The sequence below is a fragment of the Legionella sp. W10-070 genome (assembly GCF_900640175.1).
Lineage (GTDB): Bacteria > Pseudomonadota > Gammaproteobacteria > Legionellales > Legionellaceae > Tatlockia.
Genome location: NZ_CAAAJC010000001.1, coordinates 141,133 through 167,704, shown reverse-complemented (window position 1 = coordinate 167,704; position 26,572 = coordinate 141,133). Strand labels below are relative to the sequence as shown.

Sequence of the window (26,572 nt, the reverse complement as noted above, 5' to 3'; positions counted from 1 at the left end):
TATTGATACAACTTCAATGAAAAATTAGTTTAATGATCCTATTTAAACTATTGCTATAGGCTATAATTCAACCAATTAAAGCAGGAATTTAACTCATGCCGCAACATTTAAATGAAAAAATCGAGCTATTTAATCGGGCTGCGTTGGAGCGAGAACTAACTGTAGCAACTAATATCTACCACCAGATTCATGCAATTACTCAGGATATAGTTGATAACTATCGCCCGACAAACGAGGCGGTAGCACTTCAGAAAAATCTTCTTTTGATAGCCAAAGAGGCTATGCAGGGAATGCTTGGAGCTGATTCCAAAGAAACGTTTCTAATGCATCAAAAACGCCTGGATCAATTGATTGCCAGTTTAAAAAATCATCTTGACTTACAGGGTGATCTGAATAATTTACTTGATAAATATCGTTTTTTTAACAAACTACATCAATTTTTACAACAAGTGAATTTAGACAATCGGACAAAATTAACTGAAGCGCTACCCGCATGGTTTAAAAAGCATGCTCTTTTTAAAGACTGGAATGAAGAACTTGATTTATTAGTTAATCAATCAGATAAAACGAAATTCGAGTCGCATAGAAATGCATGGATTAAAGCACTTCTAGAGAAGGAATCGTATCAGAATTTGGCAAATTTTGCATCAATGGCTCTGGTCGAGCAAAATACCCGCTTACTGGCAGATAGCCGTTTATCCTATTTAAAAGAAGCCAATAGCCATAAAAAATTATTAAAGGATGTGGCATGGATGGGCGGGGGAGTATTACTTATAGCTGCAGCCGCCGTGCTAGGTCTTGCTTTTCCTCCTTTGGTTATTCCTGGTCTGGTATTGGGAGCTGCTGTTTTAGGTTATGGGGCAGTTGATTTCTCCAAGGAAAGCGCCGAACTTTACTCTGAATTTAAGACTAAAGAATTAGGGGCGCGTGAATTTGCGAATATTCATGATAAAGCAAACGGCAATAAGAAACCTCATCCTGGTGAGGCTAAATGGATTAAAGGAGCAGGCTATGCGGCTTCTTTCGCAGGCTTGGGATTAGCCATGGCTGCATTGGCTTTAATTATTCCGGGTATAGGGATTCCATTAGCAGCAGTGATAGCAGTCACCGTGGCTTCACTGGCTATTGCGGGTGTTACTGCAGGTATTTTAGGATTCAAAACTTATCACGAACAGAAGTCACTGCAAACCGAACAAGCCAAAGTAGATAGGCAAATTACAGAGGATGCGATTGTATTTAAAAAAATTGATGAAATGGAAGTCAGGCATCACTTAAGCAGTATGGCGAAAGTGATGAAAATTGAGATGGAAGAAAGTAAGCAGTCTCTCGCTATGAAGCCCTCGATAAAGCCACTGGTGCCTGAAGAGGAGGACGAGGAGAGCGAAGGAGAAACAGAGAGCAAAGAAAAAAAAGAGAAGGTCGTAGAAATTAAAGAAGAACTGCAAGATGAAGAGCAGGAAGAGGGCTCTGGCATTAAAGAATCGCTTTAAGCAGGGAACGCAATAATTCGTTGCTAAATAGTTCTAGAGCGCCGAATGATTTAAATTTAAGCTTGCCCCTACGTACCACGCTTTATGCGCGGTATCCAGTGCGATATTCGCGCTTAACACAGCGTTTTTTTGAATCAGGTCTCTGGATACCGCGCATAAAGCACGGTACGTAGACAGTAGGGATCAATTGTCCACAGCCCCTACGAGGTTAAAAGAAAAAATCGAGTATTTTGCTAAATTGGCAATGCGGTAACTAGAGCTTTATGGGCAAACGTAAATCATTTTGTACTATAATTACCCTAAGCATCTTTAGGGAGGAAGAGCTATGCATAAGATGATTTTAGCCGCTTTAGCCATTGGAGCTTTATCAGTCGGCATAACAGGATGTGGTACACGAACCCAAGCAGCTGGTATGGGTGCAGGAACAATGACTGGAGCCGGTGTTGGCTTTCTTGCAACCGGTTTTAACCCCGCTGGAGCTGCTATCGGAGCTGGCGTTGGCGCTGGTGTTGGTGGCCTAGCTGGTACGGTAGCTTCCGATCGAGATGTGGTTATCTACCGTCAAAAAGGGGTAGTACATCGTGATGGCGTAGCCTACCATATTAGGAATGGACGATACGTGGTTGTACAATAACATTTGATTATGCTATCCATTAATTTAGGCCACTCCTGAAAAGCTGGGAGTGGCCTGCACCTGTTAGAAAAAACGAATCAAACGAGGTTCGGTAATTTCATGCGACATAACCCAAGGCATCTAGCGCTCCATTAACATTTTTGAAGTACCTTGAGTATATATTCAATGGATTTTTCGAGCGTTACCTTGCTCAGCCAATAAAGCAGTTATCGCTGCATTGATTTGATCGGCAGCTTGAGGGAATATTCGATCAAACTGCTTCTTCGCTTCTTCTGACTGTAAATAATTGGCGCAAATTATCTCTGCAACATTGGATAAAAAGCAATCGGGGTCGAGTTTACGGGCGTGTTTAATCAATTGTTCTGCTTCAACCAGATCCATGCGTAAGGCATTAACGAGGGCAAGACCACCCCAGCCGGCCGCTATTTCTTCAGCAATAGTAACCGCTTGCTGGTAACTGTGTTCAGCGCCTGCTATGTTATCCTGAAATAGTTGGCACCAACCTAAACTAATCCAGCTGTCATAAAATTTTGGCCATAACTCATTGGCTTTTGTGAACGCCTGTTGGGCGTCAGAAAACTGTAAGTTACGTAAGTGGGTTGTTCCCAGGGCAAATAATAGCCGACAGTCATTGGGATTAACCAGTAGCAGTTTGTCAATAGCCTCAATGGGCGTTTCACCGCTAGCTAATTGTAATAAAATTTGAACCAGCTGTCCGGAGTAATTGTCAGGATTAATTTTCAGAGTACGTTTTACCATCATCTCGGCATGTTCTTGATCACCATTATCGTAATATAAGAGCGCTAACAAACCGGTGATTTCTGCATCTTCTGTTGCTGTATCGGCTAGCGGTTCTAAAAGTACAATGGCTTCTTCTGTGCGCTGCTGATTGTGTAATAGCTTAGCCATTAACAGGCGAGCCTCATGGAAAAACGCTTCCTCTGCAAGAGGTGTTAAAACCTCAGTTGCCTGGGGAAATTCACGATTTAAATAAAGGGAAAGTGCTAAATAATAACGAAGCAAAGGTGTATCTTGCTGGCTTAACATCTGAGTAAATAATTCTTTGGCTCGAATGAAGTTGCCAGCTTTCAAATCCAATAATCCTTGAGGAATCAAGCAGGACTCCAGGTCAATTTTTTTCGCGGCATCCAGGTATTCTTGCGCATCCTTTATTTCACCTAAGTCTCGATAACAACCACTGATTGACAATAAAAGATTGAGGTTGTTTTTATCTTGTTTGAGAAAATTCAGATAGCGGTTTAATTGATCTTGAAGTTGGCTTTTTTCCATATTTAATCCTTATCCGCTGAAAATGCGCATTGTAATCTAAACTCGGGTTGTTTGCTCTTTTAATGTGTTGTATAACAAGCCTTCAGTTACTCAGGGATTTATCGCTATGAAAATCGACATTAAAGCACTAAACAAGGCTGAAATTTTGGCTGCATTATATAATAATGCTCTGAAGTCGAGAAGGGTTGATTCATGGATAGCCAGTATGCCTTTTATTAGCAGAAACAGCCTTTCAGAAAAAGAGGCAGAGTCGATACTAAAAACGAAAAAATTTATTGATCGTATTGGTATTGTCGAATTTAACATTGACTTCTCAGGCAATGAAATAGAGACAGGACATTATGATAATTGTCATCATGATAATTGTCATCAGGGAGCCAAGAGTGCTGAGGTAGTGATTAAGAAATTCAAACTTCAACTCAACCATGATGCCATGAAGGCGCTCTGATAACAGGTTAAGCCAGGGGCTTGAAATTTTATTTCAAATCGCTATGCTGTAGGTAGCTGTGGGCCGTTAGCTCAGCTGGTAGAGCAGGAGGCTCTTAACCTCTGTGTCATAGGTTCGAACCCTATACGGCCCACCATTATATATTAATAAAAGCTACCAACTAGAGCTTGCACTATCAAATCCCAACCATCGATAAGCACAAAAAGCAGGATTTTAATCGGTAGAGAAATGGTCATGGGCGGCAACATCATCATCCCCATCGTCATTAAAATGCCCGAAACAATTAGATCGACCAAGAGAAAAGGCAGGAAAATCATAAAGCCAATTTGAAACGCCGTTTGTAGTTCACTTAATAAAAATGCCGGTATGAGTTGGTAGAATTTAATCTCTTTGGCACTGGCGGGTAATGGTTCTTTGGCCAGTTGTAAAATCGTTTTCATGTCTTTTTCACGGGTTTGTCTGAGCATAAATTGTTTTAAAGGCTTTTCAGCATTCATCAGTGCCCGTTCGGTACTGATTTGATGAGCTTGATAAGGTTGATAGGCTTCCTGATAAATAATTTTTACAACCGGCATCATGGTAAATAATGTTAAAAAAAGGGACAGGCTTATGAGCACTGTATTTGGCGGTGTTTGTTGTAGACCCAAGGCGTTTCTTAGCATGGAAAGCACGACGACAATTCGGGTAAAGGAGGAAAGCATAATCAAAAAACTGGGAGCAAGACTTAAGGCGGTTAACAGGCCAAAGACTTGTAAGGCGGGTGAAATATCCTGATCGAAACGGATGGGGCCGAAAGTTGGCCCAGCACTAGCCATACTTGCCAGTGGCAGGAGAATCAGACTGCCTGATAAGAATAAATTACTATACCTCATGGTCATTCTCTTTCGGCAAAGCATGGAGTGCCAAGGCTTGTTGATTATCTGCGACAAGGAAACCCTGATTTTTATACTCAATCACATAAACCACCGTTTTATTACCTAAGTGTTTTTTATCTAAAATTTTGCAAAGCGACTGCTTTGAGGCAATCGGGTTGTTTTTCTTCATTAAAACCAACCCAATGGCAAGTAACGCCAGGATTGCTAAAACATAACTGAACCAGCCCTGTTTAGGTTCAATTGCTTCTTTAAACGGAATTTTTCCAGCAAATGCAGGTGCTGACAGGAAATACATCAGCAGGTTAAAACTTAATTTCATTGTGAAGCTACCTCAGTCACCTTAACAGCAAAGCAATCCCCTGCGCTCATTAACTCACCACGGGCAATGACCTGATTGTTGAGCAAGATGTCCAGTGGTTCATGGAGTTTTTGATCCAGTGTCAGAATTTGACCCTGTTTGAGTTTATGCAACGCATCGATTGTTAATGTGAGACTACCGATGCGAATGGTACAGCCTACTTCAACTGAACCAATGATATTCAAATAATTATCGGAGAGCAGGGTACCATCGATTGGAGTGGTTTGTTCCGACAGAGCAATTTTTTTAACGGTAATCGTCATGATGATTTCCTCAATTGAATGGATTTGTAAGTTTGGTTTTGGCCGATATCAACGGTAGCAACGATTTTCTGCTCATGCTGCAGGTGTAGCGGGAGTGTTAATCGATGATCAGTCTTAATCAGATCACCCACTTGCAGATTAAGTAATTGGTTTACGGGTAAATCGAATGGCTCAAGCACAACCTGCAGTTCAAGATGCTCTTCGGCTAAGGCATCGTGAAGCTTGCCTAAGGCACTTGCTGGCTGGTATTGATAGTCAGGCAACTGAGCTAACACCCACTCAGGATGTAGATATAAGTCAAAATGAGAATGGTCACTGGTAAACTCCAGGGCCAAGCAGGGCGAGCCAGGATAAAACCAGTCCTCAGTATTTATTGACCCCATTGCCCATGCTGGATCTTCCACTGTAAGGAGCTGTTTTATTAAGGAAATAAACAAATTTTCGCTAACGTCATCAAAACAGTCGGCAGTACTAAGGAAATGACAATCGTTCATAAAGGATAAATAGCAACTATCGACAAGCGCCAAAGGACGCTCATGCTGCTGTAAAAGCCTCAGTTTGTCTGGTTTTTCTGGCTTGTGTGCCGATGTTAACTGACAATGAATGGGTTTAGCGGGATACTCCTGATTCCATTGGTCAATAACTTTAAGAAAATGTTGCTGCAGAGTCTGGCGTTCATGGGGGCTGAGCAGGCGATAAGGTTTACATTTTCCACTCATTTTTTAGCCAGCTCCTCAAGTAGCTGCTTATCAATATCCATGATTTGGGAGCAGGCTTGAAACATACGTTGCAATACGACGATATTGGCAAATTCGGTGGTGGAATCCACATTGGATGATTCGAGTTTTTTGGATTGAATCGCACCGAATCCATCTTTGTTGGCACGACCAATTTTCCTTCCCTGCTCATCTTTGGCGCGAAAGAGGTTATCATTGGCCTTTATTAATTGATGCTCCATATCATCAAATGTAGCCAGTGCAACATGAATGCCGCCAGTACTGTGTCCATTGCTATAGTTGTAAGAAATCTGACCATTGTCATCAAAAGAAAAACCAATTTGTTTTCCTTCGCCATAACCGTCTTGTTTATCAATATGTATCTTGGTTTCGCTGTTGCCAATTTCTGATTTTTTTAAGCGAACACATTTGTCGACATCACTTTGATAGCTGCCAAATTTCAATGTCACCATCTGATTGTTGTTAATTGTAAGATTGATGGCATTGCTCCCTTCCTCTGCATAACCATCCAGTTGACTGGTGAAACGCAAGGTTTGCTGTTGAAAATCAAGTTCTTTTCCATCGCAGATGAGCTTGACTAACTCCCACTCCTGGCCATTATCATACCTTTCATCGCCATTGAGAGGATCCTGGGCTTTGAATTCGACACGAACTTTATGGCTTTTTCCTTTGGCATCAAAAATATTATTTAACTCAAAACTGATATTCTGAAATTTACTTTGAGGAATAGGGGGCTTTGGAGCGTCGTCTTTTTCCTTTTCCACAAGAATGAATTCTCCTGCCACATTCACATAGCGAGTGGCTTTACCTGCAAGTGTTTCCGGTCCGAACTGGTGGATAGGGGCGAGATTACCTTGAGCGTTGTAGCCTTGCACCAGCCCGCCGCTGTGCTTGTCGATCATCATGCCCTCGTTATCAAAACCAAACTCGCCATCACGGGTATAAAGCAATTCACCATTCTTGAGTTTGACAATAAAAAACCCTTGTCCGACGATAGCAAGGTCAGAGGGATTGGCGGTTTCAAGATAGCGGCCGGCACTAAAATTAGAACTGCTGCCGCCAATACAAACTCCTGATCCTAAACCTTCATAGCCGCTGCCGAGGGAAGAATAGAACAGATCCGTACGTTTAAAACCAGGGCTTTGCATATTGGCTACGTTATTGGATGTATTTTGCAGACCGTAGCTTGCGGCAAACATACCTGACAGACTGGTATAATAAGTGTTCATTTCTTATCCTTAATTTAATACGGCGGTTATTTCAGTTAGCTGTACCTGATTTGTTCCACCATTCATCGTCACATGAATTTTGGGTGGGGCTTTGTCTGGGAATTCTATTTTATTCACCAGTCCTTCTTCGTCACTGTTCTTAATTTTCACCCTCCTGCCTAAAAGCATCAAACTCTGATTGCCACTGGTCATACTGGTCAATAATGTCAGCGTATCGTGCATGGTTTGCATTATCTGCAGGTTAGAAAATTGTGCCATCTGGGCCATAAATTCCCGATTGTCTACTGGCTTTAGCGGATCCTGATAAGTTAATTCCTGCATGAACAGTTTTAAGTAATCGGCCTGATTGACGCCTGAAGCCTGAGTGGGCTCGATAGAATCGGTCATTGTTTTACTCCGTTAATGATTAGTTGTAGTAAGCGAATTTTTTTCTTTACAAACCATTGCTTGATAAGTGTTGTTAACTGGCTGCTTTCCTGGGAGTTGAGACAGGTGGTATTTAATGCGAGTTCAGCCTGGTTTTCCTTGATAAATAACTGATGATTTTTAAATTTTAGTGGCGCTTCCTGATAAACTTGGGGGGCGGCGGTTTTCACTGAATCTTTATTCTTGATGATTTCTGAAATCGATAAACTTTGATTGAAAGCCAGATATTGAAGTTTTTGTTGGTTTCTTACTGTTAGTAAGGGATTAACACCCTGATTTCCGATAACAACCGAGTGATTAATATCGGGCTTACTCAATGGTGCATCAGCAACGGGATTGGGTGACACTTGTTTGTCTTCAAGTCCGGTATTAGGCATCCTGGTTTTTTTCTCTTTCGTCAGTGATTGGCTATCGGGGGAAATCTTAGTCTTTGAATCACTGGGATTAAATTTTAGGGCGGAGCATTGCAGGCGTTGTTGATTAAGCCAATAGTACTCATCACCAGTGACTGCTCTGCCAGGCTCTAACCAGTGAAGAAAGTTTTCAGCTGTTTGATTGGTTACTGATGTATGATTGGCAGCAGGCACTAGTTGATCATTGATTTTCATAGCGACTCCTTTTTTGCAGAACCCACTCGTCTATTGCGTGTTGCTCCACTCCAGCCAGTTTTTGCCGGGTGAGTGCTGACTGCCTCTCCTGGTATTTTTCCAGCATTTTTAGTTCCGTATTCAGACGAAGTTGACGTGCTTGTAATTGGGTGCGTTGCGACTCAATTGCTTTTATCTCAATTGTTAGTTTTTCATATTTTTGCTGCTGTTGAATAATAAAATTAAGGCGGATAATTTCCTGTTCCGGATTGATAATGGCTGGGGTAGAGCAGGCGTTATCTACCTGTTGTTTAGTATTCAGCAGTGCCGTTTGTAGTGTTGTATATTGCTCATCAATTGAGTGCAATTCCTGGACGAGGTCGTTAAGTTGCCAGGTTAGTTTATTCATCAGGGCAAGTAAGCTTCCTCTCATTGCAACACCTCCTTAAAACGTTCCAGCAACGTCTCAACAGGCAGCGATTGATCTTCAGCCTGTATCAGTAGTCGATTTAACCCATCGATACGTTCTACAGCATGGTCTAATTTAGGGTTATTCCCCGGTTTATAAGCACCAATTTCAATCATGTCCTTATGCCGGTAGTATTGGCTGAGGGTAGCGGTGACCTGATTAATCAATTGTTGTTCCTCTGTGGTTAACAGTTGTGATGCCAGGCGCGAAATACTTTGTAGTATGTCAATCGCTGGATAATGCCCACGGTGAGCGAGCTCTCTTGTCAGCACAATGTGGCCGTCCAGCAGGGCTCGCATGTGATCAGCAATAGGCTCATTGAAATCATCGCCTTCTACCAGGACAGTGTAGAGTGCAGTAATACTGCCCTGTTCTTTAAAATTACCGGTGCGCTCTATGATTCCGGGAAGCAGGGAAAATACTGTAGGCGTATAGCCACGTGAGGTAGGCGGTTCGCCCAGGCTGAGGCTGATTTCCCTTTGGGCCATGGCAAAACGGGTGATTGAATCCATAAACAGCATCACCTGCTGCCCTTTACTGCAGAAGTATTCTGCAATGGCTGTAGCTGTGTAGACAGCTTGTCTGCGCATCAGGGGCGAATCATCACTACAGGCTGCTATCACCACGGTTTTTTTTAGGGTTGCTTCCTCCAGGTGTTGTTGAATAAAATCATTTACTTCCCGTCCACGTTCTCCAACCAGTGCAATGACATTGACATCACTGGTCATATGTTTACTCATCATCCCCAGTAATACTGTTTTTCCTACCCCGCTTCCGGCAAATAATCCCATGCGCTGACCCTGACCCATGGGCAATAAGCTATCAATCGCATGAATTCCTGTGTTAATTCGTTGGTTAACGGCTTGTCGGGATAAGGGGTTGATTCTTGCTTTGAATAAGGGGATTTCATCGGCGCAGTGAAGCGCTCCCTTGCCATCCAGCGGTAGGGCAAAAGCATCAACAATACGGCCTAATAAATTATTTCCCGCTTTAATCGTCATACCAGAGCCGCGAGCCCGAACTTTAAAGCCCATGCTGATTTGGGTGTGGAAAAAGGGCATGAGAAATACTTTTCCTTTCTCAAACCCGACCACTTCAGCCGTGGTGACCACTTGATTTTTTAGATCAAGAATATCGCATAACTCGCCAACAAAAGCCTGTGGAGGTCCGTTTGCTACCAATTTTAAACCAAGGTATTGTTCAATTTCCCCTACACGTTCAACTGCTTGCAAATCAGGGAGCCAGTTAGCCATGAAGTTCCCTCTGTTTGATTTGTACGAGAACCTGCTTCAGGCGATCAATTTGTCTTTCAATAGAGGCATCAAAAATACCGTGCTCGCTTTTAATAAGACATCCTCCCAAACGAATAGTTTCATCGGCAGTAATACGTAAGTCCTGGTACTGATGAGCATTAATTTTTAATTGATTGTTTTGTAGCAAGGCCAGATCATTAGGGTGCAGAATAAGCGTTATCGATTGTTTGTGATTGACTTGCTCCAGTGCATGGTTGATTTGCATGGTAATTGCTTCTTTGTTTTGTTGCTGATAAACAAAGAATTGCTGGGCAATGGCCAATACAATGTCTGCAATCTCTGTTTTTAGTGCCTGACGGTTTTCTTTTACTGCCTGGGGAATGGTTTGTAACAGGTTTTCCAGTTGTTGTAACAAGCGTGTTGCCTGCCTGGCTGCTTGCTGTTCCCCTTGCTTGAATCCCTCCGCCATGCCTTGGGTAAATCCTGTTTTATAACCCTCCTCACGTGCCTGCTCCTTTAATAGGTTGAAGTCTGAGTCATGTTCTTCTGCACAGGATTTTTCCTTAACTGGTTTGGGGCTTTCTTCCTCAATGGCCTGATTTAAATAAACGGACTCTTCATTGGTTATAATCTGCTTGAACACTTCAGCCATTGCCAGACTCCAAATGAAGTTCAAAAGACAGGGTATTTTCCCACTGACTCAGCAAGGCTTTTTTAGTTGCCGGTTTTAGTTGAGGTAATTGCTTATCAAGGCAATTCTTGATACCGCCATCAAGATCGAAAGTTCTCAGGAAATGAGCTTGCCAAGGGTATTGCCCCTGTTCGAGGACAATAGCAACGTAGAGTGGCGTTCTGGTTGCCAGTAAACGGCAAAAAGCAGGAAGAACAGGTGGTGAAGCCGGGGGCGGCGCTTTTTTAAATTTTAAATGGCGAAAGCGGCGGGCTTGCATCAATAGCTGTTCGCCGCCAAATCGCTTAAACACAGTCTGTTGGCCTATAGACAGATTTTTTAAAACCCATTGTTGATCTTTTTTGGGTAGCTGGGCGACTTTCAGCATAAGGTGTTTTAATGTACTAGTCATGTTTATCTAGCCATTGGGTTAATTCAGAAAGTAATTGCCGACGTTTCTTATAGCGGTTTTTCAGGTGAAATATACCAGTTAAGGCAAATAAGCTGGCCAGGATCAGGAGTATCTTGTCTATTTTATCAACAGGCCAGGGAGGTTGAGGAATGGAGGGAGTTTCTGGCAGAACTGATGAATGAGGATGGTTTATCAATGCCTCTACACTAATGCTGTCTCCTCTTTCAGGTTCAAAGCCCACTACCGATTTTACCAGCCTTGTAATTTGTTCTATGGTTGCTTTGGGGGTTGATTGAGGTACAACGACGCTGATTGTCAGGCGCTCAATACTCCCTGTCGCGCGGATGAAATGTTCTTTTTCCCTGCCAAACTCATAGCTTTTTTCGCGTGTTATGTCTTGATTGGTTTGTGCTTTTGCGGTTTTGGTAGCGGTGGAATGTTGCGTTTCCTTCTCATGAGTTACCATTCCATCTTGCTGGGGTTTAATCAGTTCTCGTTGTAATTCATCATGGTTTAGTCTGACATCAATTTTAACCATGACGTCATCAGCATTAAAAACGTGGATTAACATCTGTAATACTTTGTCATTCAAATAATGTTCTACTGATTTTTTCAAATCCAGGTGATTTTTGACTGTATCCTCTTGTTCACTTACCAGACTATTACCATTCTGATCGACAATGACGACATTGTTAATCGGCAGATGGGCAACACTTGCGGCAATGAGTTGTTGAATGCTGTGAACCTGGGGAGCCGTTAGCGAATGATTTAAGTGAAGCGTTACAGCCGCTCGAGGTTGATTATCGTCCTGTTGGAACAAATGGCTTTCGGGGATCACAAGGTGCACACGTGCCTGGCTTACTTCATCAAGGCTGCTGATGGTTCGTTCTAGTTCACCTTGTAAGGCACGCTGATAGTTTATTTTTTGCGAGAAATCAGTCATGCCAAAATCACTTTTATCAAATAACTCAAAGCCAACACCGCCAGTTAACTGCATGCTGCTTCCCATTAATTTGATACGGGTTTTATCAATTAAATTTTTATCAATCAAAATATCCTGGCCCTGGTTGTTAATCTGATAGGCAATATGCGATTCTTCCAGTTGCCGCAAAATCTGATTGGCATCGCGACTGTCCAAATGATTAAACAGCACTGCATAAGTGGGTGAAAATACCCATATACAGCAACAAAAAGTAAACAGGATGATAAGGACTAAGCTGCCAAATAAGCTTATTTGCCGCTTCCTGTTCTGATTCTTAAACCACTGAAGGCTGTCGTGTAAATAATTCACTTTAAATCTGCTCTCTCATTATTTCCTGGTATGCGTTCATTAGCCGATTGCGAAGCTGCTCTAAAAATTGAAAGGATAATTTAGCCTGTTCCAGCGTCAGCATTGTTTGATGCAGGTTTGTTGTCTGGCCAATTGTTAACTGTTGCAGGGCATTATCAGCTGCCTGCAATTGCTCATTGGTTTCTTCTACCTTTGATGTGAGCCAGTTAGCAAAGGAGGGGCTTTCCGGCTTTTCAATTGTTTTAAGCTCCGGACTCAATTCAATCGCATTAAGAGACTCGATTCTCATCGTTCATCCCCGATGCTTAATGCTTGCAAATAGAGGCTGTGGGCGGTGTTTATAATTTTGATATTGGCTTCATAACCTCGAGAGGCTCGTAATAAAGTCGTCATTTCATCAACCATACTGATGCCTGGATAACTCACATAACCTTGTTTGTCGGCCGCCGGGTGACCGGGTTGATAAATTTTACTGGCGGGCAGGTTTTGCGGGATTAAATTGACACTTTCAATCCCGCCTTCTTCCGTATTTGAAAGGTATGCAGAAAAGGGCTTGGCAGTAGCGACCACTTGCATGGGGTGAAAGGCGGAACCATCGCTATTTCGCAAGGTATGCTGATTAGCGATGTTGTTGGCTACTACATCAACACGCAATTTCTCAAGATTCATGCCCTGCATGGCAATTGCATAGATTTGATTATAGCTCATGATTGATTGTTTCCTTGCAGTGCTAATTTCATGATGGCAAATTTCTGATTTAATCCCTTGATTAAAGCGCGGTAATGGGTTGCATTCTGGACACTTAAGGCAACTTGCTCATCAATAGAGGTTGCTTCTCTTTGCTGGTAGAACGGCTTGATGTTTCCAGAAACCTCAGTGGCTTGTCTGTTTGTTGCCAGAGGATTGGCTATTGTCAATTGCTGTTCAAAATTGACTTCAATGGGTTGGTAGTCAGGGGTGTTGGCGTTGGCAATATTATTGGCTACGGCCGTTTGACGCATTAAGGAAGCGTCAAGTGCCAGGCTTATTAATTCTATGGTGGTATCGTAACTCATCTTTTTCCTTTATTGAATAATCAACTCAGCATGTAATGCACCTGCACGCTTGAGACTCTCCAGAATGGCAATAATGTCGCGCGTTGAGGTTTGTACTTTATTTAAAGCAGCTATCAGATCGGCGATAGTGGCGCCTTCGGCCAGTTTAACGGAATTGGCAACGGGCTCTTTGACATGAATATTAGTCGAGGGGGTAATTGCTGTACGTACTTGTTTACCTACCTTGCTGATTAGCGTGGGCTGTGAAACATTGTAGTCAGTGGCAATGGCAATCTGTAAATTTCCCTGGGAAATGGTTACGGCATCGATTTTTACATCCGCACCAGCGACCACGACCCCGGTGCGTTCATTGACAACAACGGTTGGTAGGTTATCAGGAATAATGATGATATTTTCCAACTGGCTGATAAAACGAATAAAATGCTTTCTGGCTTGAACAGGCGGGTGGATTTCAATGTCTTGCGCAGTTCTTGCGATGGCAGTTTTGTTGCCAAATTTTTTATTCAGTGCAGTTTCAACCTGGTCAGCAGTAGTAAAATCAGGGTGATTCAGGATAACGTGCAGCTTTCCTTCCTTGGTTACCAATTCATTGTACAGTGTTTTTTCGACAATAGCCCCGCCGGGAATGAGGCCTGCGGTTGGATGATTTTTTTGAATGACATTGCCGAATAAATCATATTTGAAACCGCCTATCGAAATAGGTCCTTGGGCAAGTGCATAGATTTGATTATCAGGGCCTTTTAGTGCTGTAACCAATAAGGTGCCGCCAAGTAAACTTTTAGCATCCCCCAGGGAGGCGACATTGACGTCTAACTTATCACCCTGATGGGTGTGGGAAGGCAGGTTGGCTGTGACAATAACTGTGGCGGTATTTCTGCTGTTCACATCATTAGGATTAATGTTAATGCCAAAAGTTTGTAGTAAGTTGGCAATGGCCTGGGTAGTGTCTTTGTTGCGGCGTGAGTCGCCTGAGCCTGCCAGGCCAATCACAAGCCCATAGCCGGTAATCGGGTTTTCCTGTAAACCGGAGAGGTGAGCCAGGGATTTTAACCGGACAGCAGAATTACTCAGCGCTAAAGAGGGAATAAGAAGCCACAGGATTAGCAAGCAAATTCTCATCAAACCAACCCCATAAAAGATAGCATCTTATAGAGATAGTTGTATCGCTGGGAATCGGACACGGAGCCATCACCCGTATAAGTAATTTGCGCATCGGCCAGGCGGGTAGAAAGGACAGTATTTTGAGGGCTGATATCTTCCGGTCGCACGATGCCACTTAACAAGATGGTTTGCTGCTCACCATTAATACGGATCAGTTGGTGTCCTTCAACCTGGTAACTGCCATTAGGCAGGCAATCCTTAATACGTACGGTAAGCGCTGCTTTAATTTTCCCATTACGGCCTGTTTTTGCTGCGGTTCGTCCTTTGCCATTTAATCCAAGGCTCACCTGATGCTTATCTCGGTTGTAACCGACTTCCAGGGCAGTTTTAATTTCTTTACCGGAAGCTAAATCAGCACTACTTTGAGCGTTAGAGGTTTCGAGAACAATAACAGTCAAAAGGTCGCCAGGAAGATAAGCGACCCTATCGGCAATCAGGGGACGATAGATTGTTTCATCGAATAAACTAATTGCTTGCCCCAAGGAACTAAATAAAAGACAAAACAAAAGAAGCCCAATCTTAATCATGCTCGAACCTCCGCCTGCTTTTCCGCAACGATTCTGGCCATAAAGAATTTGTTGCTCACTGGGTTTTTCATGCGGATTGCCTGCCCCGGATAACCATCTTTCAAGGCTATGGCGGCGGTTTTAATGGTGATTCCAGAACTATATACATTGACCTGGATTTTCTGGCCCTTGGTTACTGCTGGTATTGGCTCTAAATTTTCTGCCAATAAAACGTCATTGGGCTTTAGGGTAGTTTTCAGACGTTTGTCCCCGGATATTCTCTTATCAGGCTCACTATGCAGGCCTGCGATATTACGCTTTTTCCATAAAAAACCCTGGTTATTCACCCGAGAGTGGTAAGGAAGGGGCGCCTTTGCGACCAATACGCGTTGATAGGCTTTAACTTTAAACCAGACAGGAATCGTTTGTTGTGGATTTATTAACCAGACACAAACCCGTTTGGCTGTAGGGGATTGCACTCTGATGTGCGGATGAAAACTCGCCAGAGGATATTCACTGCCTTTGGGATTCGTTACGGCATCGACTTCCACAGCCAGGTATTTTGGATTCAGTTCTTGGATTAAGGCCTGTTTTGCTTTGTCTACCAGAATCTGGGGGGCTGTTAAAAACTTTGCTTTTATCTTTACCCTGGTTTTGCCTTGCCATTGCCAGTTAAATGGACCGATGCGGGAGATCATCCATTGAATAATATGTTCCCGACTGAGTGATTCTCCCGCTTTAGGGTGGCTGTCGAGGGGTAATAAGGCCCATTGGTGGCGGTCATTGGAGATTTTTATCACATCGCCCAAGGTCGCTGCCTGCTGATTTATTGATGGCTGAAAGCTTAGTACGACTTGATGCGCATTGGCTAAATGGCTCATAAAAAGCAGAAAGAGGCTGTTAATCACGGACTTCATTGATCATTTTTTCCAATTCGTCGGCAATCTGTATTGCCTTGGCATTAAGTTGATAAACACGTTGAGCGAGTGTTAATTGCATTAGAGAATTCACCATGTCTACGTTAGAGCCTTCAATCTGTTTCTGTATCAGCAAACCCATGCCGCTACCACCCGGAGCGTCAACGATTGCTTCGCCAGTTTGTTCCGTAGGCTTGTAAAGGCCAGATCCAAGCGGTGTTAGTGCTTCAGGATCTAAAAATTTGGCCAGTTTTATTGTTCCTAGCAACTGTGGTTCAGGATCGTCAGCTAAAATGGCTTCAACATCGCCATTTTTGTGGATATTGATGGCAACAAAATCCTCCGGGATTTGGATGTTGTCAGCCAGTCTTAAGCCATCCTGGGTCGCCAGATAGCCGTCCACGTCTATGCTGAAAGTTGAATTGCGTGTGTAGCTGATATTGCCGTCAATATTGATGACCTGAAAAAAGCCATTACCGTCAATAGCAATGTCATTCCAGTTATTACTTGGCTTTAAAGGGCCTTTACTAAAATCTTTTCCTGTTTTGTAGACTGCTGTTCCTAATCCCAGTTTTGCACTGGCTTGATGTTGAAATAATGGATTTGTCCCATCAATATTTTGATAAAGGACATCTTCAAAGGTTATTTTGCTGGCTTTGTAATTAGGTGTATTCAAATTTGCCAGATCATTGGCAATTTTATCAATGAAATATTCTTCTGATTTCAAGCCGCTGGCGGCAATAGCAAGTGCATCAGACATTCCCTTCTCCTAATTGATTAATGGCTGTCGATAACAGCCTGTCGGCAATACGCATGACTCGTTGAGCCGCTTCAAAATGCCTTGAGGTTTTGATTAACTCCATCATTTCATCGATGGATTTCACATTCGATTGCTCAATGAAACCTTGCAATGTTCTGGTGGTTGAGTTCACCGGTATCGCAGGTTCCAGACTTTCATACAAACCCTGTCCTCTGTATTGTAACTGCTGGGAATGGGCAAAATGGACAATGTTTAATTGGTCAACCTTACGGTTTTCAATATACAGAACGCCTTGTTTGTCTAATGTAAATTGGTTGTCATCAACCCGGATAGTTCCGCCTTTGCCCAGCAATAATCCACCGGTGGCCGTGGAAAGCTCCCCATGCTCATTAACATGAAAGTCACCACGGCGTGTATAAAAGATCCCTTCGGGAGTCTGGACTTCAAAAAAGCCATCACCGGCTATGGCAATATCATTGGGCTGATGGGACTGAATTACTGTGCCTTGAATCTGTAGTTGGCTGACTTGCATCTGCTGGCTTATAGAGGCCATTTCCGTTTGCAATTGCTCATCAAAGCCTGTGCTTTCGATAATTTGTCGCTTATAGCCGGGGGTCTGCATATTACTTATATTCTGGTTAATGGATTGCAGCCTTAGCTGATCTTGTATCATTGCAACGTGGGTTGCGCTTATTGCATCAAACATCATCTTCCTTATTTCACAACGGCAAAAGATTCGACTGGAATATTAACGGGTACCTCATTCATTGCCAGAACAGTCAAATGAGGCATTATCCGTTGAGTTAACTGCTTAATCTGTCTGCGTAATGCAGAAGAGCAAAGCAACACCGGCCGTTTTCTTTCGCCCAGCATTTTTTCGACCTGATGGGCAAGAGCAGTTAATAAAGCCTCAGTAAGCGTCGGTTCAAGTGCCCAATGTTCCTTAGTCAAGCTTTGGTTGAGCTTTTGTTCAAGCGAAGGCTCCAGGGTCAGAACGTACAAGCTGTTCTGGTTAGAGATTAATTTCTGGCAAATTGCCGTACCTAGCCGGGAGCGTACCAATTCAGTCAACTGTCCTGGATCAGTAATTGTTTTACCATGCTCTAGCAACGTTTCAAGAATGGTGTTCAGGTATCGGATAGATACTTTCTCCTGTAAAAGATTTTGCAGGATACGCTGAACATGACCAAGCGGTAATATGGCAGGAATTAGTTCATCACGAAGGTTATGTACAGAAGGTTGATCCAGTAAAATCTCTGTTTCTGCCCGGGTTAATAAATCAGCGATATGGCTATGAACCACTTCGTTTAAGTGAGTGGTCAGGACAGTCAGTGGTTCACAAATAGTGTAGCCTGCTGCCATCGCCTGAGCTTGCATGGAGGTATCAATCCAAATGGCAGGCAAGCCATAGCTGGGATCACGTACTTCTATGCCCTGATTGAGAGCAAGCGTTTTATCAGTACGATTGGAGGCAATAGCGAGGATTTTATCTACATGAAGTTGATTATATCCTTGAGTATTACCTTGAATAGTAAGGCAATAGAAAGGGAAATTTAATTTCTTATCGGTTCTCAGTTTAACCTCGGGAATGACAAAACCAAGCTCATAGGCAAAGCGCTCGCGTATTTGCTGAATATTTTGCAAGAATGTTGCTTCCTGTTGAGTCAACTGGGTAAACAAGGATTTATTAAGATGAATCTCTATGGGATGAATTCTTATTTTTTCGTAGAGATCCTCTTCTGGCTGTTCAACTATTTCTTCATGCTTGGATTTCAAGGCAAACCAGGTACCAATTACAAACAGGATTAAAATGGCGAGTACAGGCAGGGTAGGCATTCCCTGGAGAAAAAGCAGGCCTGCTAATCCACAACAGACCATCAGCAGACTTTTCGGGTAGGCGGCAACTTGCCTTACTACTTCACTGCCCAGCTGGGCATCCGTTGCTGCCCGGGTCACGATAATCCCGGTCGCAGTGGAGATGATAAGCGCTGGAATTTGGGTAACTAACCCATCTCCGACAGTCAACAATGTATAATGATGAATGGACTCAGCGAGACTAAAGCCTTTTTGGGTCATACCAACAGCAAAACCACCGATAATATCGACGAGGATGATTAAAATGCCGGCAATAGCATCGCCTTTGACAAATTTACTGGCTCCATCCATTGCGCCATAGAAATTGGCTTCTTTTTCAATCTGTGCCCGGCGGAATTTAGCATCACTTTGGGAAATAAGCCCCATATTCAAGTCGGCATCAATACTCATCTGTTTGCCAGGCATGCTGTCTAATGTAAAGCGGGCCGCTACCTCCGCAACACGTTGGGCACCATTGGTGACCACCACATATTGCACAATAATGAGGATTAGGAAGACGACCAGCCCCATGACATAGTTGCTGTGGATAACATAATTTCCCATCGCCTGGATCACACGCCCTGCATCGCCATCGGCTAAAATCAATCTTGTGGCAGAAATATTGAGGGCCAGGCGGAAAAGGGTAGAGATAAGTAACAGGGATGGGAATGTCGAAAAGCTCAGCGGCTTATCGGTGTAAAAGGTTAATAAGAGAATAGTCAATGCCCAACTGAAATTAACAATCAGCAGCAAATCAAGCAAGACGGCCGGAATGGGTATAAAAAGAATAAGCAGGATACCAACGGCAAAACTGATGGCTATTAGATTACTGCCGTTCTTAACCCAATCGACGTTTTTGGCTGTTGATAGTGTTTGGGGTGAACTCATACAGCGCTCCGTTGGTGATAAACTTCACGGAAAATAGCAGCGGCAACTGGAAAATGCTCACGGTGAATCCATTGATTTAATTCCACCGTTGCAAACAGAGACTGAGCGAATGGTTTGTTTTCGATCATTGGCACACAATAACGACGGGCAAGCCATTTAGCCCGTTTCACTAATTCCCCCTGTGCCTTACATACTACCTTGGGTGCTGGCATTGTAGTTCGCTCATATTTTAAAGCAATTGCTAAATGGGTAGGATTGGTTATGATGACGTCTGCTGTTTTTATTTGTTCTAATGAAGCAGTCTTTTGCCTTAAGTTTTGCTGAAGTTGCTTGATTTTAGCCTTAATTTTAGGGTCCCCTTCGCGCTGGCGGTACTCATCCTTTACCTCTTGTTTGCTCATACGGTTATCTTTTTGATACTTCCAACGGGTATATAGCCTGTCTATTATTGCCAGAGTTAATAATAAGAGCAGGAGTTGCAGCATTATTTTTAATAGTAGATGCATGATGAGTGTTGGTTGTTCAACCGGCGTGGCGCTTAATAATTGCAGCAGGATTTTTGTTTCATGATGAAAACTCAATAGAAGCAAGAGGAAAGTCAGACTTAGCTTCAGGCTGTTTTTTGCGGTTTCAAAAATTAATCTGGAGGAAAATAAACGTTTAAATCCTTGTACCAGATTCAATCTTTTAAAATCAGGCTTAAGCGGTACTGCAGACCAGACAAAACCGGTTTGCATAATTGTTGTAAGGATAACAGCAATTATCCCGGTTAAAGCGAAAGGCAGCCATAATGAGGTGATAGTCGGCCAGATAAATTGAGATAGCTGGCTCAGATTATCTACACTAAGCGATAGGTGGCCAGCAAGGTTGAGAAGATGGATTAATAGTTTCTTTATTTCCTGCAGGGCTGAGAGCCAGGAAATAGAGATTATTCCAAGAAAAATAATCAGTAGAAACGAAGTATTTAGTTCAGTACTCTTGCTGACCTGTCCTTTTTCCCGGGCTTTTTGCAGTTTATAGGGGGTTGCTTTTTCTGTCTTTTCGCTCATGGCAAAATCTCTAGCCAGGATTGAAAGCCATGATCAAATACCTGTCCCATTAAGGGGCTAATATAAGTAAGCATCAGGGAAAATAGAAATAAGCCTAGCAGTATTTTAACAGGCAGGGTTATGAAATACGGATTTGCCTGGGGCATGTTGCGAGTTAGTACGCCTCCACAGAGATCTATAATCCATAACCCTATAACAACCGGACTTGCGATGATCAACCCTAAAGAAAACATGAAGGAAAATTGCTTGATTATGGAGTTTAAGCCTTTTAAAAGGATTAATTCGCCTGGTGGGATCATCAGAAAAGAGTAAGTCAGTCCCTGGATTAACCACTGGAATCCGCCCAGAGAGAAAAAAAACAGCAAGGCAAGCATAGACAGCAAGCGGCTGGTTAGCGGCTCATGAGAATGATCAGCGGGATTAAGGATGGCGAGTGAGTTAAGGCCCATTTGGGTATCGATCATCTGTCCTGCGATAGAAAACACGGCGAAAGCAGCGTATAAGCTCATGGATAAAATCAGGCCATTAGCGAATTCTGCCAGGGCTCCGGCAACTAACGCAGTTTCATTAACAGGTGCTGCGGGAAGCGATAAATTCGCTGTCAACAGGGTGCTGAGAGCGATGACAATTAGCAAGCGTGCATGTATAGGCAATAATCGGATAGCTTGAATCGGCGCGAATAACAACACAGTACCAAGGCGAATAGCCACAAGAAAGACAGAGGCCAGGGTTGGAAAAATCAGTGTGATCATTTCACCAGCTCCGGTATGCTATGAAGCAGGTTTTGGCTGAAATCAATCAATGAATGCAGCATCCAGCTACCGCAAAGCATTAACGCGACGACGACAGCCAGAATTTTGGGGACAAAACTTAAGGTGGAATCCTGGATTTGTGTAACTGTTTGCAGGATTGAGACAACCAGGCCGCAAATCATGGCAGTAAGAATAATAGGGGCTGAAATAAACAAGGCGTGTAAAAGCAGTTGCTTGGATAAATAAATAGCCAGATCGTTCGACATCTTCCTTTTCCATGTAGTTAGAGCTTACTTGCAGTCTTCCATGTGAAATATCCTCATGGTACAGCGAATACGGCGCCGCAGATTAAATCAAAACATCAGCTAATAATCAACCCCGCTTTTATAAAATAAATGGAATCCATATAAAAATCGGTAAGTCATTTATCTTATTTCAGAGAATTAAATTAAAGATAACTTCTTTTAATAGAGAAGTGTTTTATACTCAAAATGCCAGAGCGCCGAATGATTCAATGTGCAGATCTGGCATTTTGAAGTATCTTGAGTATATTCCTTTAACCTTTTGTTGTTACTTTCACAATAAAGTATCCACAGGTATAATCGCCATCCTCATTAAAGGTGATATTTCCGGGCTGCAATTAAAAGTGTGGTATCCCTGGTCGATGCTGCTTGATAAAGCCGCGGGATATCGGGATAGTGAAAATCATGCCCTAAGTTAGAAAACCCGCGTTTTTAATCGCGCCCGTATTTCTGGATTGATGTATAGAATGAATAAAGGAATAATAAGAAACATGATTATCTTATATCAATATCCTGGTGTTTGGGGACTACCTAATGCAAGTCCTTTTTGCTTAAAAATTGAGACTTATTTGCGAATGGCTGAAATTCCGTACGAAATTCGATTTATGATGAATCCTGCCAAGGCACCAAAGGGCAAGTTGCCATTTATTAAAATAGATGACGAAACTATCGCGGATAGCGAACTGATTATTGAATACCTGATAAGAAAATTTGGTGATCTATTGGATAGGGAGTTAACCAGGGAGCAAAAGGCAGAAACTTTCCTGTTGGATAATCTTTTTGCTGAGCGACTTTACTGGATAATGCTTTACTTGCGTTGGCAGGATGAGCAGGGTTGGTCTTCTCTGTGTGATTCTTTTTTCCCCAGACTACCCAGGCTTGCGAAATTGTTTGTTCCCGGGCAGGTACGTAAGCAGGTGAAGCGCGCATTATATGCTCAGGGTATGGGACGGCATAGCTATGATGAGGTTTTATCTATGGGAAATAAAACCCTGGATGTGATTGCCCAACGGCTTGCTCAAAAGAGATATTTTCATGGCAGTGAATTAACAGGCATTGATGCAACAGCATTCGCTTTTTTAGCCAATATTGCTTGGCTACCCCACGAGGATGCCCTAAAAAAACAACTGCAGCAGCACGACAACTTATTAGATTATTGCGATAGGATTTGGGGTGCTTTTTACTCGGAAATGACAAAACCATTTGATATTTGTTGCTAAGGGAGACTTTAATAAACGTATATTCTTGAAACAAAAAGAGTTGCTTTGCAATCATGATTTTATTTGTTAGAATTTACTCGTTTAAATTAACATTTGAGGTTAAATATGCCAATTATCAATGGAACTCGAGTACAGAAAAAAGAAAAAATTAAAGCAGAAATCAGCAGTGAAACTTTCGATAAGATTAATGAATATTGTGCATGGGCAAATATTGATGATATCGGATTTTTTATTGAAGAGGCTGCAAGCTTTGTTTTTGCTAAAGACCGTGACTGGAAACAGCATAAAAAAGCAGCAAAAAAGCGTGCTGAAGCAGCACAGGCTTAAAGTGGAATGAAATTAAAGGCGCCTGACCAACAGGTGCCTTTAATTACTATGAGTATCCTGATATACCAATCATTTCAATCTTAACTCAGTCCTCCTGAAAGTTCTCAAAATAGCCAGTAATCCGATGAACTTTTCCGGGTGCTGATACTCCTTTTCTGCCTTTAGTTGGTCGCTGTTATCAATACTAATCAGCTAACAAACCTCTCCAAAAAATTCCGATAACTCTAGACTATAATTTAACATGCAATAATTACGATTACCTAAGAAAGGAATTTAATCATGGATATTGTAGGAGTGATAGTTAGTTTAATCAGTGGGGCTGTAGGCGGTAATCTAAGCGGAGCAGCATTAAAAAACATGAGTCTGGGAGCTATCGGCAATTCAATTGCGGGTGCTATTGGTGGTATAGGCGGTGCCTATATTGCACAGGCAATGAATTTGCTGGATTCGCTAGGATTAGGTGCTATGACGGTTGGTACGCTGCTAGCGAATGTCGGTTCCAGTGCTGTGGGTGGGGCGATATTAACTGCTATTTTGGGTGCATTAAAAAAGTCACTCAGTAAATCTTAAAAGCGCCAGGTTTTCTTGAAGCCTCTGGAAGTAACCAGTGAGTAATCCTCTCAAGTTCAACTAAAGAAAGTGCGCTGTGTTATCAAGCCGTCGTCATTGCGAATGCAGTGATGACGAACACCCAAGCAAATAATCTCAGTGTGTCTTTCCCTGCAAGTTCATTAAAATTATTAAAAATTGCTTGACAGTATTAAGGTCCATCATTAAACTGCCAATTCTTAAATTCGGGGCTATAGCTCAGCTGGGAGAGCGCTTGCATGGCATGCAAGAGGTCGGCGGTTCGATCCCGCCTAGCTCCACCACCATCAACTTCAGGTTGATGGCGGGAATGTGTTTAGGTCCCCATCGTCTAGAGGCCTAGGACATCGCCCTTTCACGGCGGTAACAGGGGTTCGAATCCCCTTGGGGACGCCATTTTTGGCGTTAAATGTTGTATTAAACGTGTTATATTAAAGTTCCAGGTCCCCATCGTCTAGAGGCCTAGGACATCGCCCTTTCACGGCGGTAACAGGGGTTCGAATCCCCTTGGGGACGCCATTTACGGTTGGCTTAAAGTCGTTCAAAGATAGTCCTGGTGTTAAATCCAAACAGCCGTTCATGCATACGGTAAGCATATTCATCAGTCATATTGGCTATATAATCACAAATCACCCTGAAAGCGGTTATCTCGTTTTCTGCCTGATGAAATAACTGACGATTTTTAGTATCCAGTAAACTGCCGGGATTTGAGCTAATTGCTTCAAAAAGGCGAAGTATTACTGTTTGTCCTCCATATTCAAAAGTGCGTGCTTCCTGGGAGTCAATAACATGTTGATAAATAATATTTTTAAGATAATCTAATAAGATCGCTGCTTCTGGAAAGAGGGTAATATTGTGCTTTAGCAGCTGATTTGCAAAATTTTCATGGGTAATGACAATTTGAGTCGCAGTAATAAAATAGTTAACCATTTCCCCAATTGCCTGTTTACGTTCATGAAGTTCCTGGCTAAATAAGAAATTGAGTAGCTGATCTTTGTTTTTGACAAGCGGCGTTTCGGAAAGCAGGTTATGGAACGCTTCATTATCCAGTTTTTCACGACTAATCAATCGCAGATGAATGGCATCTTCCAGATCATGAACACCATACGCAATATCATCAGCAATATTCATAATGGAGCAATCAAAGCTATGATAGGCTGATTTTCCATGCTGCCTTGCCTGGGGGGGCTTTATCAAGGACTGGAATAATGCTTTATCCTGGTCGATAAAGGGTACCATGAGCCAATCAACCTCAGCCTGCTCCGTATCAAAATACGCTTTTGGAGGAAGCCAGTCATTCACTCGAATGGTTTTATTCAATAATACTGGCGCCTCAGGAAGCGCTGTTGCGATTACTTTATTGCGATTAACGGGGTATTTCAAAATTCCCAATAAAGAACGGCGTGTCAAATCAAGGCCATGCATTCCATAGCTGTTTTCTACCTTCGTCAGCAAGCGCAGCGTTTGTCCATTCCCTTCAAAGCCTCCATGATGACGCATCATATAATTAAGAGCGACCTCACCACCATGCCCAAATGGTGGATGGCCAATATCATGAAGCAGGCAAATAACAGATATCAGATCATCACTGGGCAGTAATCCGGGTAATATACCTTGTTGCTGATTCATAGCAAGATTGCGGACAATACTGCGACCAATAGAGGCTACCTCAAGGGAATGAGTTAGCCGTGTACGATGAAAATCGCCTTCATCAGTGCCTAGAATCTGGGTTTTTCGTTGCAGGCGACGAAAAGCAGGACAATGAATTACTCTCGTTCTGTCTCGTTCGTAAGGATCTCGATGATCTTGATTGCCACGTTGATAAGTTTGTCCGGAGCGTCTATGAGTCCACATCGTTAAATTATCAGCTAAATTACATACTTTATGCGATTGTTTGAATAGAAACAACTCAAAAGAACCTAAAGTTTTTCAGACTTTGGAAGATAACTAGCTTAGGATAGGACTTTCATACCCATAAAAATAAGGGTTTTTCTTGAATAAGATGCTCAAGGGAGACTTGAATAAGGGAGAAAATATTATGAATAGAGTAAAAATTCTAACAGCGATAATGGCTGTTGCTGGCCTCTCTGCTTGTTCTTCAATTCATAAGAGCAGCTATACAACATACACAGATTATAATAGCGGTTATCAGCCCTATCTATATACCACTAACTACTATCAAGATTACGATGGGAGAGTAGACTATAGCGATCAGGCAATGCCTCGGAGGGAGGTGAAAGTGCCTGACTCTTATCATGTAGGCTCCGCCCATTCACCAACTTCTCATAAAGACAGGGATAGAGGTTGGGTAAGAAGCCAAAACCCACAGGGATATACCATAGAAATTGCTGAGAGTGAAAAAGCCTCCCAGGTGGCAGGCAGGCTTTATAAAATACCCAAAAATGATCGTACGGCGCAGATAAAATATCATCGGGGTGATAAATCCTATTACAAAGGGTTGTACGGCAGTTATAATAGTTATGAGGAAGCGCAAAAAGCCCTGAGCAATCTGCCGCAAGACATCAGGCAGGGGGCGGGAATAAAAAATTGGGGAAGCATCCAAAATAACGTAAATAATTAGGGCAATGATATTGGCCAGGCAACACTGCATGATGACCATCTGGTTGAATTGCTAATGGTGTAATAAGTTCATGTTACGCACGTGCGATTAAAACGGCGGTTTTTCCTTGAAAGTTGTGCCTGGATGGAGCGTCAGCGGAAGGGTATGAGTTTATTATCAAGCTTCGATCCCGGATTTCGC

The 26,572-nt window shown here is 42.7% G+C and carries 33 protein-coding genes and 4 tRNA genes; 11 read left to right on the top strand and 26 right to left on the bottom strand.

Annotated features, from left to right (window positions below; all coding sequences use genetic code 11):
• Positions 1 to 95: 95 nt before the first annotated feature.
• Positions 96 to 1,490 (top strand): hypothetical protein, encoded by a 1,395-nt coding sequence (locus tag E1O65_RS00785; protein WP_133131687.1) that lies wholly within the window; start codon positions 96 to 98, stop codon positions 1,488 to 1,490.
• A 325-nt stretch (positions 1,491 to 1,815) separates the two neighbouring features.
• Entirely contained in the window at positions 1,816 to 2,124 is a 309-nt protein-coding gene (locus E1O65_RS12505; protein WP_165474867.1) for a hypothetical protein, read from the top strand.
• 162 nt (positions 2,125 to 2,286) lie between these two features.
• On the opposite strand, the gene E1O65_RS00775 is transcribed toward E1O65_RS12505, so the two are convergent.
• Positions 2,287 to 3,414, bottom strand: coding sequence for a tetratricopeptide repeat protein (locus tag E1O65_RS00775; RefSeq protein WP_133131686.1), 1,128 nt, complete (start codon positions 3,412 to 3,414; stop codon positions 2,287 to 2,289).
• A gap of 106 nt (positions 3,415 to 3,520) precedes the next feature.
• On the opposite strand from E1O65_RS00775, the gene E1O65_RS00770 reads away from it, so the two are divergent.
• Both E1O65_RS00770 and E1O65_RS00765 read left to right on the top strand, forming a co-directional pair.
• On the top strand, positions 3,521 to 3,862 hold the full coding sequence (locus E1O65_RS00770) for a hypothetical protein (protein ID WP_133131685.1): 342 nt from the start codon (positions 3,521 to 3,523) through the stop codon (positions 3,860 to 3,862).
• A 60-nt stretch (positions 3,863 to 3,922) separates the two neighbouring features.
• Positions 3,923 to 3,998 (top strand) — tRNA-Lys (locus E1O65_RS00765).
• Between the two features lie 7 nt (positions 3,999 to 4,005).
• Here the strand turns inward: E1O65_RS00765 and fliP are convergent.
• The 24 genes from fliP to fliQ are packed head-to-tail and all read right to left on the bottom strand — an operon-like array spanning position 4,006 to position 21,640.
• Positions 4,006 to 4,734 (bottom strand): flagellar type III secretion system pore protein FliP, encoded by a 729-nt coding sequence (fliP, locus tag E1O65_RS00760; RefSeq protein WP_133131684.1) that lies wholly within the window; start codon positions 4,732 to 4,734, stop codon positions 4,006 to 4,008.
• Entirely contained in the window at positions 4,724 to 5,056 is a 333-nt protein-coding gene (locus E1O65_RS00755; RefSeq protein ID WP_133131683.1) for a hypothetical protein, read from the bottom strand. Before E1O65_RS00755 ends, fliP begins: the two co-directional genes overlap by 11 nt.
• Positions 5,053 to 5,358 carry a FliM/FliN family flagellar motor switch protein gene (locus E1O65_RS00750; protein WP_133131682.1) on the bottom strand — a complete coding sequence of 102 codons (306 nt, stop codon included), beginning with the start codon at positions 5,356 to 5,358 and terminating at the stop codon, positions 5,053 to 5,055. Before E1O65_RS00750 ends, E1O65_RS00755 begins: the two co-directional genes overlap by 4 nt.
• Positions 5,355 to 6,077, bottom strand: a complete 723-nt coding sequence (locus tag E1O65_RS00745; protein ID WP_133131681.1) for a FliM/FliN family flagellar motor C-terminal domain-containing protein — start codon at positions 6,075 to 6,077, stop codon at positions 5,355 to 5,357. Before E1O65_RS00745 ends, E1O65_RS00750 begins: the two co-directional genes overlap by 4 nt.
• Positions 6,074 to 7,324: a flagellar hook-basal body complex protein gene (locus E1O65_RS00740; protein ID WP_133131680.1), complete on the bottom strand. Its 1,251-nt coding sequence runs from the start codon at positions 7,322 to 7,324 to the stop codon at positions 6,074 to 6,076. Before E1O65_RS00740 ends, E1O65_RS00745 begins: the two co-directional genes overlap by 4 nt.
• A 9-nt stretch (positions 7,325 to 7,333) precedes the next feature.
• The gene (locus tag E1O65_RS00735) at positions 7,334 to 7,711 is read right to left on the bottom strand and encodes a flagellar hook capping FlgD N-terminal domain-containing protein (protein ID WP_133131679.1); all 378 of its coding nucleotides are present in this window, start codon (positions 7,709 to 7,711) and stop codon (positions 7,334 to 7,336) included.
• On the bottom strand, positions 7,708 to 8,358 hold the full coding sequence (locus E1O65_RS00730; RefSeq protein WP_133131678.1) for a hypothetical protein: 651 nt from the start codon (positions 8,356 to 8,358) through the stop codon (positions 7,708 to 7,710). The genes E1O65_RS00735 and E1O65_RS00730 overlap by 4 nt, the downstream gene beginning before the upstream one ends.
• Positions 8,345 to 8,770, bottom strand: a complete 426-nt coding sequence (locus tag E1O65_RS00725) for a hypothetical protein (protein WP_133131677.1) — start codon at positions 8,768 to 8,770, stop codon at positions 8,345 to 8,347. The genes E1O65_RS00730 and E1O65_RS00725 overlap by 14 nt, the downstream gene beginning before the upstream one ends.
• Entirely contained in the window at positions 8,767 to 10,059 is a 1,293-nt protein-coding gene (locus tag E1O65_RS00720) for a FliI/YscN family ATPase (protein ID WP_133131676.1), read from the bottom strand. Before E1O65_RS00720 ends, E1O65_RS00725 begins: the two co-directional genes overlap by 4 nt.
• Positions 10,052 to 10,711, bottom strand: a complete 660-nt coding sequence (locus E1O65_RS00715) for a FliH/SctL family protein (protein WP_133131675.1) — start codon at positions 10,709 to 10,711, stop codon at positions 10,052 to 10,054. Before E1O65_RS00715 ends, E1O65_RS00720 begins: the two co-directional genes overlap by 8 nt.
• Positions 10,704 to 11,141, bottom strand: coding sequence for a hypothetical protein (locus tag E1O65_RS00710; protein WP_133131674.1), 438 nt, complete (start codon positions 11,139 to 11,141; stop codon positions 10,704 to 10,706). Before E1O65_RS00710 ends, E1O65_RS00715 begins: the two co-directional genes overlap by 8 nt.
• Positions 11,134 to 12,432 carry a flagellar basal-body MS-ring/collar protein FliF gene (gene fliF, locus E1O65_RS00705; protein ID WP_133131673.1) on the bottom strand — a complete coding sequence of 433 codons (1,299 nt, stop codon included), beginning with the start codon at positions 12,430 to 12,432 and terminating at the stop codon, positions 11,134 to 11,136. The genes E1O65_RS00710 and fliF overlap by 8 nt, the downstream gene beginning before the upstream one ends.
• Position 12,433: 1 nt before the next feature.
• Positions 12,434 to 12,721: a flagellar hook-basal body complex protein FliE gene (fliE, locus tag E1O65_RS00700; protein WP_133131672.1), complete on the bottom strand. Its 288-nt coding sequence runs from the start codon at positions 12,719 to 12,721 to the stop codon at positions 12,434 to 12,436.
• Positions 12,718 to 13,140, bottom strand: coding sequence for a flagellar basal body rod protein FlgC (gene flgC, locus E1O65_RS00695; protein ID WP_133131671.1), 423 nt, complete (start codon positions 13,138 to 13,140; stop codon positions 12,718 to 12,720). The genes fliE and flgC overlap by 4 nt, the downstream gene beginning before the upstream one ends.
• On the bottom strand, positions 13,137 to 13,487 hold the full coding sequence (locus tag E1O65_RS00690; protein ID WP_133131670.1) for a flagellar basal body protein: 351 nt from the start codon (positions 13,485 to 13,487) through the stop codon (positions 13,137 to 13,139). The genes flgC and E1O65_RS00690 overlap by 4 nt, the downstream gene beginning before the upstream one ends.
• Positions 13,488 to 13,496: 9 nt before the next feature.
• Positions 13,497 to 14,606, bottom strand: coding sequence for a flagellar basal body P-ring protein FlgI (locus E1O65_RS00685; protein ID WP_133131669.1), 1,110 nt, complete (start codon positions 14,604 to 14,606; stop codon positions 13,497 to 13,499).
• A complete protein-coding gene (locus E1O65_RS00680) occupies positions 14,606 to 15,175 on the bottom strand; it encodes a flagellar basal body L-ring protein FlgH (protein ID WP_133131668.1) in 570 nt (189 codons plus the stop codon). Before E1O65_RS00680 ends, E1O65_RS00685 begins: the two co-directional genes overlap by 1 nt.
• Positions 15,172 to 16,071: a flagellar basal body P-ring formation chaperone FlgA gene (gene flgA / locus E1O65_RS00675; RefSeq protein ID WP_133131667.1), complete on the bottom strand. Its 900-nt coding sequence runs from the start codon at positions 16,069 to 16,071 to the stop codon at positions 15,172 to 15,174. Before flgA ends, E1O65_RS00680 begins: the two co-directional genes overlap by 4 nt.
• Positions 16,055 to 16,831 carry a flagellar hook-basal body complex protein gene (locus tag E1O65_RS00670; RefSeq protein ID WP_133131666.1) on the bottom strand — a complete coding sequence of 259 codons (777 nt, stop codon included), beginning with the start codon at positions 16,829 to 16,831 and terminating at the stop codon, positions 16,055 to 16,057. The genes flgA and E1O65_RS00670 overlap by 17 nt, the downstream gene beginning before the upstream one ends.
• Positions 16,824 to 17,540, bottom strand: a complete 717-nt coding sequence (locus E1O65_RS00665) for a flagellar hook basal-body protein (protein WP_133131665.1) — start codon at positions 17,538 to 17,540, stop codon at positions 16,824 to 16,826. The genes E1O65_RS00670 and E1O65_RS00665 overlap by 8 nt, the downstream gene beginning before the upstream one ends.
• 5 nt (positions 17,541 to 17,545) lie before the next feature.
• Positions 17,546 to 19,573 carry a flagellar biosynthesis protein FlhA gene (locus tag E1O65_RS00660; protein ID WP_133131664.1) on the bottom strand — a complete coding sequence of 676 codons (2,028 nt, stop codon included), beginning with the start codon at positions 19,571 to 19,573 and terminating at the stop codon, positions 17,546 to 17,548.
• Positions 19,570 to 20,622, bottom strand: coding sequence for an EscU/YscU/HrcU family type III secretion system export apparatus switch protein (locus E1O65_RS00655; protein WP_133131663.1), 1,053 nt, complete (start codon positions 20,620 to 20,622; stop codon positions 19,570 to 19,572). Before E1O65_RS00655 ends, E1O65_RS00660 begins: the two co-directional genes overlap by 4 nt.
• Positions 20,619 to 21,374: a flagellar biosynthetic protein FliR gene (locus E1O65_RS00650; protein WP_133131662.1), complete on the bottom strand. Its 756-nt coding sequence runs from the start codon at positions 21,372 to 21,374 to the stop codon at positions 20,619 to 20,621. Before E1O65_RS00650 ends, E1O65_RS00655 begins: the two co-directional genes overlap by 4 nt.
• A complete protein-coding gene (gene fliQ, locus E1O65_RS00645; RefSeq protein WP_133131661.1) occupies positions 21,371 to 21,640 on the bottom strand; it encodes a flagellar biosynthesis protein FliQ in 270 nt (89 codons plus the stop codon). The genes E1O65_RS00650 and fliQ overlap by 4 nt, the downstream gene beginning before the upstream one ends.
• 527 nt (positions 21,641 to 22,167) lie before the next feature.
• Here fliQ and E1O65_RS00640 point away from each other — a divergent pair.
• From E1O65_RS00640 to E1O65_RS00615, 6 genes are all read left to right on the top strand, one after another.
• On the top strand, positions 22,168 to 22,896 hold the full coding sequence (locus E1O65_RS00640) for a glutathione S-transferase family protein (protein WP_165474866.1): 729 nt from the start codon (positions 22,168 to 22,170) through the stop codon (positions 22,894 to 22,896).
• A gap of 105 nt (positions 22,897 to 23,001) precedes the next feature.
• A complete protein-coding gene (locus E1O65_RS00635) occupies positions 23,002 to 23,223 on the top strand; it encodes a hypothetical protein (RefSeq protein ID WP_133131659.1) in 222 nt (73 codons plus the stop codon).
• A gap of 279 nt (positions 23,224 to 23,502) precedes the next feature.
• Entirely contained in the window at positions 23,503 to 23,793 is a 291-nt protein-coding gene (locus tag E1O65_RS00630; RefSeq protein WP_133131658.1) for a hypothetical protein, read from the top strand.
• A gap of 226 nt (positions 23,794 to 24,019) precedes the next feature.
• A tRNA-Ala gene (locus E1O65_RS00625) sits at positions 24,020 to 24,095 on the top strand.
• A 36-nt stretch (positions 24,096 to 24,131) separates the two neighbouring features.
• Positions 24,132 to 24,207, top strand: a tRNA-Glu gene (locus E1O65_RS00620).
• A gap of 47 nt (positions 24,208 to 24,254) precedes the next feature.
• Positions 24,255 to 24,330, top strand: a tRNA-Glu gene (locus tag E1O65_RS00615).
• Positions 24,331 to 24,342: 12 nt separating this feature from the next.
• On the opposite strand, the gene E1O65_RS00610 is transcribed toward E1O65_RS00615, so the two are convergent.
• Entirely contained in the window at positions 24,343 to 25,665 is a 1,323-nt protein-coding gene (locus E1O65_RS00610) for an anti-phage deoxyguanosine triphosphatase (protein WP_133131732.1), read from the bottom strand.
• 184 nt (positions 25,666 to 25,849) lie between these two features.
• Between E1O65_RS00610 and E1O65_RS00605 the strand changes: the two genes are divergently transcribed.
• On the top strand, positions 25,850 to 26,392 hold the full coding sequence (locus E1O65_RS00605) for an SPOR domain-containing protein (protein ID WP_133131657.1): 543 nt from the start codon (positions 25,850 to 25,852) through the stop codon (positions 26,390 to 26,392).
• Positions 26,393 to 26,572 lie beyond the last annotated feature (180 nt).

Bases quoted from the DNA above. Each gene is read 5' to 3' on its own strand.
- E1O65_RS00785 (WP_133131687.1), top strand. From the start codon at position 96: ATGCCGCAACATTTAAATGAAAAAATCGAGCTATTTAATCGGGCTGCG.
- E1O65_RS12505 (WP_165474867.1), top strand. From the start codon at position 1,816: ATGCATAAGATGATTTTAGCCGCTTTAGCCATTGGAGCTTTATCAGTC.
- E1O65_RS00775 (WP_133131686.1), bottom strand. From the start codon at position 3,414: ATGGAAAAAAGCCAACTTCAAGATCAATTAAACCGCTATCTGAATTTT.
- E1O65_RS00770 (WP_133131685.1), top strand. From the start codon at position 3,521: ATGAAAATCGACATTAAAGCACTAAACAAGGCTGAAATTTTGGCTGCA.
- fliP (WP_133131684.1), bottom strand. From the start codon at position 4,734: ATGAGGTATAGTAATTTATTCTTATCAGGCAGTCTGATTCTCCTGCCA.
- E1O65_RS00755 (WP_133131683.1), bottom strand. From the start codon at position 5,056: ATGAAATTAAGTTTTAACCTGCTGATGTATTTCCTGTCAGCACCTGCA.
- E1O65_RS00750 (WP_133131682.1), bottom strand. From the start codon at position 5,358: ATGACGATTACCGTTAAAAAAATTGCTCTGTCGGAACAAACCACTCCA.
- E1O65_RS00745 (WP_133131681.1), bottom strand. From the start codon at position 6,077: ATGAGTGGAAAATGTAAACCTTATCGCCTGCTCAGCCCCCATGAACGC.
- E1O65_RS00740 (WP_133131680.1), bottom strand. From the start codon at position 7,324: ATGAACACTTATTATACCAGTCTGTCAGGTATGTTTGCCGCAAGCTAC.
- E1O65_RS00735 (WP_133131679.1), bottom strand. From the start codon at position 7,711: ATGACCGATTCTATCGAGCCCACTCAGGCTTCAGGCGTCAATCAGGCC.
- E1O65_RS00730 (WP_133131678.1), bottom strand. From the start codon at position 8,358: ATGAAAATCAATGATCAACTAGTGCCTGCTGCCAATCATACATCAGTA.
- E1O65_RS00725 (WP_133131677.1), bottom strand. From the start codon at position 8,770: ATGAGAGGAAGCTTACTTGCCCTGATGAATAAACTAACCTGGCAACTT.
- E1O65_RS00720 (WP_133131676.1), bottom strand. From the start codon at position 10,059: ATGGCTAACTGGCTCCCTGATTTGCAAGCAGTTGAACGTGTAGGGGAA.
- E1O65_RS00715 (WP_133131675.1), bottom strand. From the start codon at position 10,711: ATGGCTGAAGTGTTCAAGCAGATTATAACCAATGAAGAGTCCGTTTAT.
- E1O65_RS00710 (WP_133131674.1), bottom strand. From the start codon at position 11,141: ATGACTAGTACATTAAAACACCTTATGCTGAAAGTCGCCCAGCTACCC.
- fliE (WP_133131672.1), bottom strand. From the start codon at position 12,721: ATGAGAATCGAGTCTCTTAATGCGATTGAATTGAGTCCGGAGCTTAAA.
- flgC (WP_133131671.1), bottom strand. From the start codon at position 13,140: ATGAGCTATAATCAAATCTATGCAATTGCCATGCAGGGCATGAATCTT.
- E1O65_RS00690 (WP_133131670.1), bottom strand. From the start codon at position 13,487: ATGAGTTACGATACCACCATAGAATTAATAAGCCTGGCACTTGACGCT.
- E1O65_RS00685 (WP_133131669.1), bottom strand. From the start codon at position 14,606: ATGAGAATTTGCTTGCTAATCCTGTGGCTTCTTATTCCCTCTTTAGCG.
- E1O65_RS00680 (WP_133131668.1), bottom strand. From the start codon at position 15,175: ATGATTAAGATTGGGCTTCTTTTGTTTTGTCTTTTATTTAGTTCCTTG.
- flgA (WP_133131667.1), bottom strand. From the start codon at position 16,071: ATGAAGTCCGTGATTAACAGCCTCTTTCTGCTTTTTATGAGCCATTTA.
- E1O65_RS00670 (WP_133131666.1), bottom strand. From the start codon at position 16,831: ATGTCTGATGCACTTGCTATTGCCGCCAGCGGCTTGAAATCAGAAGAA.
- E1O65_RS00665 (WP_133131665.1), bottom strand. From the start codon at position 17,540: ATGATGTTTGATGCAATAAGCGCAACCCACGTTGCAATGATACAAGAT.
- E1O65_RS00660 (WP_133131664.1), bottom strand. From the start codon at position 19,573: ATGAGTTCACCCCAAACACTATCAACAGCCAAAAACGTCGATTGGGTT.
- E1O65_RS00655 (WP_133131663.1), bottom strand. From the start codon at position 20,622: ATGAGCGAAAAGACAGAAAAAGCAACCCCCTATAAACTGCAAAAAGCC.
- E1O65_RS00650 (WP_133131662.1), bottom strand. From the start codon at position 21,374: ATGATCACACTGATTTTTCCAACCCTGGCCTCTGTCTTTCTTGTGGCT.
- fliQ (WP_133131661.1), bottom strand. From the start codon at position 21,640: ATGTCGAACGATCTGGCTATTTATTTATCCAAGCAACTGCTTTTACAC.
- E1O65_RS00640 (WP_165474866.1), top strand. From the start codon at position 22,168: ATGATTATCTTATATCAATATCCTGGTGTTTGGGGACTACCTAATGCA.
- E1O65_RS00635 (WP_133131659.1), top strand. From the start codon at position 23,002: ATGCCAATTATCAATGGAACTCGAGTACAGAAAAAAGAAAAAATTAAA.
- E1O65_RS00630 (WP_133131658.1), top strand. From the start codon at position 23,503: ATGGATATTGTAGGAGTGATAGTTAGTTTAATCAGTGGGGCTGTAGGC.
- E1O65_RS00610 (WP_133131732.1), bottom strand. From the start codon at position 25,665: ATGTGGACTCATAGACGCTCCGGACAAACTTATCAACGTGGCAATCAA.
- E1O65_RS00605 (WP_133131657.1), top strand. From the start codon at position 25,850: ATGAATAGAGTAAAAATTCTAACAGCGATAATGGCTGTTGCTGGCCTC.